At 69.5% G+C, this 7760-nt stretch carries 5 protein-coding genes; 3 read left to right on the top strand and 2 right to left on the bottom strand.

Translation table 11 applies throughout. The features are described 5' to 3' along the window. From AC6EI8_RS21975 to AC6EI8_RS21965, 3 genes are all read left to right on the top strand, one after another. Positions 1–1020: TolC family protein (locus tag AC6EI8_RS21975; protein WP_498382877.1), on the top strand; the 1020-nt coding region annotated here is incomplete at its 5' end. 34 nt (positions 1021–1054) lie between these two features. Then, entirely contained in the window at positions 1055–2236 is a 1182-nt protein-coding gene (locus AC6EI8_RS21970; protein ID WP_149318632.1) for an efflux RND transporter periplasmic adaptor subunit, read from the top strand. A gap of 13 nt (positions 2237–2249) precedes the next feature. Continuing rightward, positions 2250–5390, top strand: a complete 3141-nt coding sequence (locus AC6EI8_RS21965; protein WP_265635314.1) for an efflux RND transporter permease subunit — start codon at positions 2250–2252, stop codon at positions 5388–5390. Between the two features lie 64 nt (positions 5391–5454). Here AC6EI8_RS21965 and AC6EI8_RS21960 read toward each other — a convergent pair whose 3' ends face one another. Next, positions 5455–6687 carry a CaiB/BaiF CoA transferase family protein gene (locus AC6EI8_RS21960; protein WP_265635083.1) on the bottom strand — a complete coding sequence of 411 codons (1233 nt, stop codon included), beginning with the start codon at positions 6685–6687 and terminating at the stop codon, positions 5455–5457. Positions 6688–6724: 37 nt separating this feature from the next. Continuing rightward, complete coding sequence (locus AC6EI8_RS21955) at positions 6725–7627, bottom strand: enoyl-CoA hydratase/isomerase family protein (RefSeq protein WP_498382876.1); 903 nt, start codon at positions 7625–7627, stop codon at positions 6725–6727. Positions 7628–7760: the final 133 nt, after the last annotated feature.

Below are 7760 nucleotides of genomic sequence, written 5' to 3'. Positions count from 1 at the left end.
CGCCGCGCCGTGCAGGCGGCCGAGGCCGATATCCGGATCGCCGGGCAGCGGCCGAACCCGGTGCTGAGCCTGGGCGTGGAGAACATCAACCCGCATGCCGGCGTCGGCGCCGGCAGCTGGCGCAACAAGACCGTCGATTCGACGGTGCGCATCGACCAGGTGATCGAGACCGCCAACAAGGCCGGCCTGCGCGTCAAGACCGCGCAGGCGGCCAGCGCGGCGGCGGGCCGGCAGGTGCAGGCGGCCACCGTGCAGCAGATGGCCGCGCTGGAGCAGGCCTTCTTCGATGCGGCGGTCAGTCAGCAGCGGGTCGACGTGCTGGCGCAGACGCTGGCGCTGTACGAGCGCACCGAGCAGGCCAACAAGACCCGCTACAAGGCCGGCGACCTGGCGCGCGCCGACGTGACCCGGCTCGAGCTCGATGCCTTGCGCGCCCGCGCGGACTGGCGCGAGGCACGGGCCGATCATCAGCGCGACCTGGCCGAACTCGCACAGCGCATCGGCATCCCGGGCACGCTGCAGTATCCGGTCTCGGCCACCAACCAGCAGGGCAGCGGCAACAGCTTCGGCGTGTTCGTCAGCATTCCGCTGTATCTGCGCCACAGCTATGGCGGCGAGGCGCAGCGCGCCGAGGTCGATTACTACGCGGCGCTCGACGAACGCAACCGCGTGCTGCTGGCCGCGGGCAACGAGGTCGGCCGGCTGCGCACCGCGCTCGATGCCGCGCGCGAATCGCTGCGTCAGATCGACGAAGCCGTGCTGCCCACGGCCGAGCGCGTCGCCGCCGATGCCGAGTTCGCCTTCGGCAAGGGCGCGATCGGCGTGCTCGAACTGCTCGATGCGCGCCGCGCGCTGCGGCAGACGCGCCTCGATGCCGCGCAGGCGCGGGGCGCCTATGCCAAGGCGCTGTCCGCCTATCTGGCCGCCACGCGCACGGCGGATGAAGCGGCCGCCGCGGCTCCGGCCGATGCTGCCGATCTGCCGCTGCAAGACGTCGCCCCCTACCTTTCCGTCCACTAGCCGGACACGTTCCGGCTTTCCCGATCCCGTCGCCATGACCCTCCGTTCCCTGTTGACGATCGTCCTGCTTGCCACGTCGCTGAGCCTGACCGGATGCGGCCGGAAGGCCGAACCGGAGTCCGAGTCGCCGCGCGTCGAAGGCGCGGCCGTCGTCTTCCCCGATACGGTCAAGTCGCTGCCCGGCATCGCCGCCGAACCGGTGCGGCGCGGCGCGGAGCGCGTGCTGACGCTGCCCGGCCGGCTGGTCTGGAACGAGGACCGTACCGTGCGCGTGATGAGCCCGTTCGCCGGCCGCGTCGCCGAGATCCTGGTGCAGCCGGGCACCACCGTCGCCGCGGGCCAGCCGTTGGCGCTGCTGTCCTCGCCCGACTTCGGCGCGGCGCAGGCCGACGCGCGCAAGGCGGCCGCCGATGCCGCGCTGGCGTCCAAGGGCCTGGCGCGGCAACGCGAGCTGTATGGCGCCGGCATCGTCGCGCAGAAGGACCTCGAGCAGGCCCAGGCCGAGGCCGCACGGGCCAGCGCCGAACTGCAGCGCGCGCAGGCGGCCCTGCGGCAGGTCGGCGGCGAACTGGGCAAGCCGGGCGCGATCGGTGTGGGCGCCCCGGATCGCTTCGCACTGCGCGCACCGATCGCCGGCCTGGTGGTCGAACGCAACCTGAATCCCGGCATGCAGCTGCGGCCCGACCAGCCGCCGGCCGCGCCGCTGTTCCTGCTGACCGACCCTTCCGACCTGTGGGCGCAGCTCGACGCGGCCGAGGCCGATCTGGCGCTGTTCCGCCCAGGCGGCAGCGTGACGCTGACCTCGACCGCCTATCCGGGCGAGTCCTTCCCGGCCAAGGTCGTCAAGATCGCCGACTACGTCGATCCGGCCGCGCGCAGCATCAAGGTCCGCCTGTCGGTGCCCAATCCCGAGCGGCGGCTGAAGGCCGAGATGTTCGTCACCGCGCGCATCCAGGCCGCCGGCTTCGACGGCATCGCGGTGCCGGCCCGGGCGGTGTTCCTGGCCGACAACCATCACTATGTGTTCGTGCGCGTCGACGCGCATCGCTTCGAGCGCCGCGAGGTCAAGGTCGGTGCGAGCCTGCCGGGCGTTACCGAGGTGGTGTCCGGGCTCGAACCCGGCATGCAGGTGGTGACCGACGGCAATCTGTATCTGCAGGACATCCTGCGCGATGCGAGCGCGACGCAGGCCGCGCTGCGCCAGCAAGCTCGATGAGGGCGGCCGCGTCATGATCTCGCGCATCGTCCATTTCGCGCTGCACCAGAAGCTGTTCGTCTGGATGGGGCTGGCGCTGTTCGTCGCCGGCGGCCTGGCGGCCTTCAAGAACCTGCCGATCGAGGCCTTCCCGGATGTCTCGGACGTGCAGGTCAACGTGATCACGCTGTATCCCGGCCGCGCGGCGGAGGAGGTCGAGCGCCAGGTCACGATTCCGATCGAGACCGCGCTGGCCGGCACGCCCAATTCGGTGCGGGTGTTCTCGCACACGCAGTTCGGCCTGTCCTACCTGATGGTGACCTTCAACGACAAGGCCACCGACGTCACCGCGCGCCAGCAGGTGATCGAGCGCCTGCGCGGCGTCGATCTGCCCGACGGGGTGCAGCCGGACCTGGCGCCGCTGTCGACCGCGATCGGCGAGATCTACCGCTTCCGCCTGAAGGGCAAGGGCCACACGCCGCAGGAGCTGCGCACGCTGCAGGACTGGGTGGTCGAGAAGAACCTGCGCCAGGTACCGGGCGTCGCGGACCTGGTGACCATCGGCGGCACCATCAAGCAGTACGAGGTCAACCCGAATCTGGCCCGCATGCGCGACGCGCATATCTCGCTGGCGCAGCTGTTCGAGGCCCTGCAGCGCGGCAACTCGAACGCCGGCGGCGGCGCGGTCGCGCAGGGGCGGCAGCAGTATCTGCTGCGCTCGCTCGGCAGCTTTCGCAGCTCGGCCGATATCGCGAACGTGGTGGTGTCCGAGGTCAACGGCACGCCGATCCTGGTCAAGGACATCGCCGAGGTGCGCGTCGGCGCCGCGCCGCGGCAGGGCCTGATGGCGCAGGACGACGAGGAGGACATCGTCTCGGGCATCGTGGTGATGCGCAAGGGCGAGAACCCGTCGGAGGTGCTGACCGCGCTGAAGGCCAAGATCGCGCAGCTCAACGAGCAGATCCTGCCGCGCGGCGTCGAGATCGTGCCGTACTACGACCGCGCCGACCTGATCGACAAGACGCTGCACACGGTGTTCGGCAACCTGGTCGAGGGCGCGCTGCTGGTGATGGCGGTGCTGTATCTGTTCCTGGCCAACGTGCGGGCCGCCGCCATCGTCGCGCTGGTGATCCCGCTGGCGCTGCTGTCGACCTTCATCGGCCTGACCTGGGTCGGCATTCCGGCCAACCTGCTGTCGCTGGGGGCGATGGACTTCGGCATCATCGTCGACGGCGCGGTGATCGTGGTCGAGAACATCTTCAAGCGGCTGGGCGAACTGAAGGAGCAGAAGATCCGCGACAGCCGCGCGCGCTTGCACGCGATCGCGCGCGCGACGACCGAGGTGGGCCGCCCGACGGTGTTCTCGATGGTGATCATCATCGCCGCGCACCTGCCGATCTTCACGCTGCAGCGGCACGAAGGAAAGATCTTCGCGCCGATGGCATACACGGTGACGGGCGCGCTGGTCGGTTCGCTGATCGTGTCGCTGACGCTGGTGCCGCTGCTGTGCTACCTGCTGCTGAAGAAGGACATCGCCCATCACGACAACGCGGTGGTGCGGCTGTGCAAGCGCGCCTATGCGCCGATGCTGGCGTGGGCGCTGGACCACAAGCGCGCGGTGGTGGCGAGCGCGGTGGCGCTGCTGGTGGTGACTGCCGGCGTCGGCAAGCTGCTGGGCAGCGAATTCCTGCCCGAGCTCGACGAGGGCGCGATGTGGGTCAGCTTCGACCTGCCGGCCTCGGTGTCGACCGACGAGGCACGCGAGCAGGCCGCGCGGCTGCGGCGCACGATCCGGCAAACGCCGGAGGTAAAGTCGACCATCTCCAAGGTCGGCCGTCCCGACGACGGCACCGACCCGAAGCTGATCAATACGGTGGAGATCCTGGTCGACCTGAAGCCGGAAGCGGAGTGGCGCCGCGGCTTCGACAAGCGCCGCATCATCGGCGAGATCAACGCGAATCTGCGCAAGCTGCCGGGGATCGAGCCGAACTTCTCGCAGCCGGTGCGCGACAACATCCTCGAGAGCATCTCGCAGATCAAGGGCCAGATCGTCATCAAGGTGCAGAGCGACAGCCTCGAGCAGAACAAGCGCGTCGCCGACCAGATCCTCGCCAACGTGCAGACCGTGCCCGGCGTGATGCGGGCCTTCATCGACCGCGACGGCGAGCTGCCGCAGTATGTGCTCGACTTCGACCGCGCCCAGGCCGCGCGCTACGGCATCAACGTGGCCGACGTCCAGGACCTGATGGAGACCGCGCTGGCGGGCAAGGCCGCCACCGAGCTGTGGGAGGGCGAGCGGCACTTCAGCGTGGTGGTGCGGCTCGCGCCCGGCGAACGCGAACTGCCGAACCTGCCGAACATCCTGATGCAGACCGCCGAGGGCGCCCAGGTGCCGCTGTCGCAGCTGGTGCATTTCCATGCGGCGTCCGGCGCGATGAATATCAGCCGCGAGAACGGCCAGCGCACCACGTCGATCGGCGTCTTCATTCACGACCGGGACATGGGCAGCGTGGTCAAGGACATGCAGGCGCTGGTGGCGAAGAACGTGCGCGCCGACGACGTCAAGATCGGCTGGTCCGGCGAGTTCGAGAACCAGCAGCGCGCGATGGCGCGGCTGTCGATCGTCGTGCCGCTGTCGGTGCTGCTGATCTTCCTGCTGCTGTTCCAGGCGTTCAAGTCGTTCAAGAGCGCGACGCTGATCCTGTCGAACATCCCGTTTGCGCTGGTGGGCGGCGTGTTCGCGCTGTTCCTGACCGGCATTCCGCTGTCGGTGTCGGCGGCGATCGGCTTTATCGCGCTGTTCGGCCAGGCCGTGCTCAATGGGGTGGTGATGGTGACCTACTTCAACCAGCTGCGCGAGCAGGGGCTGCCGCTGCGCCAGGCCGTGCTGGCCGGGTCGATGGACCGCCTGCGCACCGTGCTGATGACCGCGCTGCTGGCGATGCTGGGCCTGTTCCCGATGGCGGTCTCGCGCGCGATCGGCTCGGAGACGCAGCGCCCGCTGGCGATCGTGATCATCGGCGGGCTGATCACCGCGACCGTGCTGACGCTGATCGTGCTGCCGACGCTGTACGAATGGATGGTCAGCCGCAGCTGGCCGGATGAGGCGGCGGAGGAAGATGAGGTTGCGGCGGGGGCACCAGGGGTGCGACGGGACGACGAGGCGGTGGTTTGATTGTCGCCTCTCTACCGCCTGCGCCGCCGGCGGGAAAGGGGCGGGGGGAGGGCAACGGCGTTCGCTATCCCTCCGCCGCCGTCACGTCCCGCACGACGCCAGCCCGCAGCATCCGCGCAATCTCGGCCTCTCCATATCCGCACTCGGCCAGCAGCGCCCGCGTGTCCTCGCCCAGCCGCGGCGGCGGCCGCCGGTATTGCGCCGGCGTCTCCGACAGCTTGATCGGCAGGCCGATGCTCTTGACCGGCCCGGCCTCGGGGTGCTGCTGCTCGACCACCATTTCGCGCGCGAGAGTTTGCGGATGCGACAGCGCCTCGCCGATCGAATGCACCGGCCCGGCCGGCACGCCCGCCGCGTCGAACGCCGCCAGCCATTCGGCCGAGGGCTTGGTGCGCAGGATCTCCGCCATGGCCGGCAGCAGCGTGTCGCGGTGGCGCATGCGGTCCGAGTTCAGCCGATAGCGCGGATCGGTCAGCCATTCGGGCCGGCCCAGCACCTGCGCGATCCGCTCCCAGTTCTTCTCGTTGGCGCCGCCGACGATGATGTGCCCGTCCTGCGTCGGAAAGGCCTGGTACGGGGTCGCCAGCACATGCGCCGAGCCGCTCGGCCCCGGCGATTCGCCGGTGGCGAAATGGATCGCCGCATGCCAGTACAACTGCTGCAGGCCGGCTTCGATCAACGAGGTCTCGACGATCTGGCCGCGCCCGGTCTTCTGCTTGTGCTGGTAGGCCGCCAGGATGCCGAACGCGGCCAGGATGCCGGCATTGATGTCGGCGATCGAGTTGCCGGTGCGCAGCGGCGGTCCGCCTTCCTCGCCGGTGATGCTCATCAGCCCGGTATAGCCCTGCGCGATCAGGTCGAAGCCGCCCTTGTCGGCGGCCGGGCCGGTACGGCCATAGCCCGAGATCGCGCAATAGATCAGGCCGGGATTGATTTCCGACAGCACGTCGTAGCCGAGCCCGAGCTTTTCCAGCGTGCCCTTGCGGAAGTTCTCGATCAGCACGTCGGCGTCGCGCACCATCCGCAGCAGCACTTCCTTGCCTTCGGCCGTCTTCAGATCGAGTGCGATCGCGCGCTTGTTGCGGTTCAGCATCAGGAAGGGCGCCGACACGCCGTTGATGCGCGGATCGCGATAGCCGCGCGCATCGTCGCCGCCATCGGTCTTCTCGATCTTGATCACGTCGGCGCCGAGGTCGGCCAGCATCATGCCGCAGGTCGGGCCGGCCATGATCTGCGCCAGCTCGAGCACGCGCATGCCGGCGAGGGCGCCGGCCCGCGGAGAACGTTCGGATTGCATGGGGGAAGCCATCGCTGTCCTTCGAGGTGGAGGCCGCTCAGCGGCCGTGAAACTCGGGCGTCTGCTTGGCGAGGAAGGCGCGATAGCCGGTGCGGAAGTCCTCGGTGTCGAAGCAGTCGAAGGCCTCGTCGCGCTCGCGCTCGCTCAGCGGCGTGCCGGCCGCCAGTTGGCGCGCGAACTTCTTGTGCCAGCGGGCGACCAGGGGCGCGCCGCTGGCGATGCGCTGCGCGGTCGCGGCCGCTTCGGCGGCGACCTGGTCGTCGGGCACCACGCGCGACACCAGGCCCATGCCATGGGCCTCATCCGCGCCGACGATCCGGCCTTCGAACAGCAGCTCCAGCGTGCGCGACTCGCCGATCAGCCGGATCAGCGGGGCCATTTCCGCATGGGCCATCACCAGCCCGAGGTTCTTGATCGGCGCGCCGAAACGGCTGCCCTGGCCGCAGATGCGGATGTCGGCCATCGCCGCGATCTCCAGCCCGCCGCCGACGCAGATGCCGTGGATCTGCGCGACCACCGGATGGCGGCAGTCCTGCAGCGCCTGCGCGGTGGCGTGCATCACCTTGCCGTAGGCGGTGGCCTGCGCCTTGTTCGAGCGCGCCTGCGCGAACTCGCCGATGTCGTTGCCGGGCGAGAAGGCCCGCTCGCCGGCGCCGCGCACGATCACGCAGCGCACGCCGTCGTCGGCGGAGAGGGCGCGGAAGGCGTCGCCCAGTTGCTGCCACATCGACAGCGTCATCGCGTTGAGCTTGGCGGGGCGGTTCAGCACGACGGTGGCGATGGCGCCGTCGCGGATCGTCAGCACGGGGCTGTCGTCGGTGCCGCCCGGTTGGGAATCGACGCTTGAATCCGGTCGGGATTCCGGGTGCGAATCGGGTCCGGAATCGGGTCGGGAATCGGGTCCGGAACCGCGAGAAGCGGAGGCGGGCATCACGGTCATCGAGGGCGCTCCTGGCAGGTTGGCGACATGGTGTCTTGCCGCATCGTTGATTTGGTATACCATATCCCAAATCATCGCCACATACCAAGGAAGCATCGCCCATGGTTAACCCGGAAGACGCGCCGGCAACGCT

This window comes from Cupriavidus sp. R6-3, from assembly GCF_059772245.1.
This window is presented reverse-complemented; position numbering and strand designations above follow the sequence as displayed.

Coding starts and splice junctions, on each gene's coding strand:
- AC6EI8_RS21970 (WP_149318632.1), top strand. CDS start 1,055: ATGACCCTCCGTTCCCTGTTGACGATCGTCCTGCTTGCCACGTCGCTG.
- AC6EI8_RS21965 (WP_265635314.1), top strand. CDS start 2,250: ATGATCTCGCGCATCGTCCATTTCGCGCTGCACCAGAAGCTGTTCGTC.
- AC6EI8_RS21960 (WP_265635083.1), bottom strand. CDS start 6,687: ATGCAATCCGAACGTTCTCCGCGGGCCGGCGCCCTCGCCGGCATGCGC.
- AC6EI8_RS21955 (WP_498382876.1), bottom strand. CDS start 7,627: ATGACCGTGATGCCCGCCTCCGCTTCTCGCGGTTCCGGACCCGATTCC.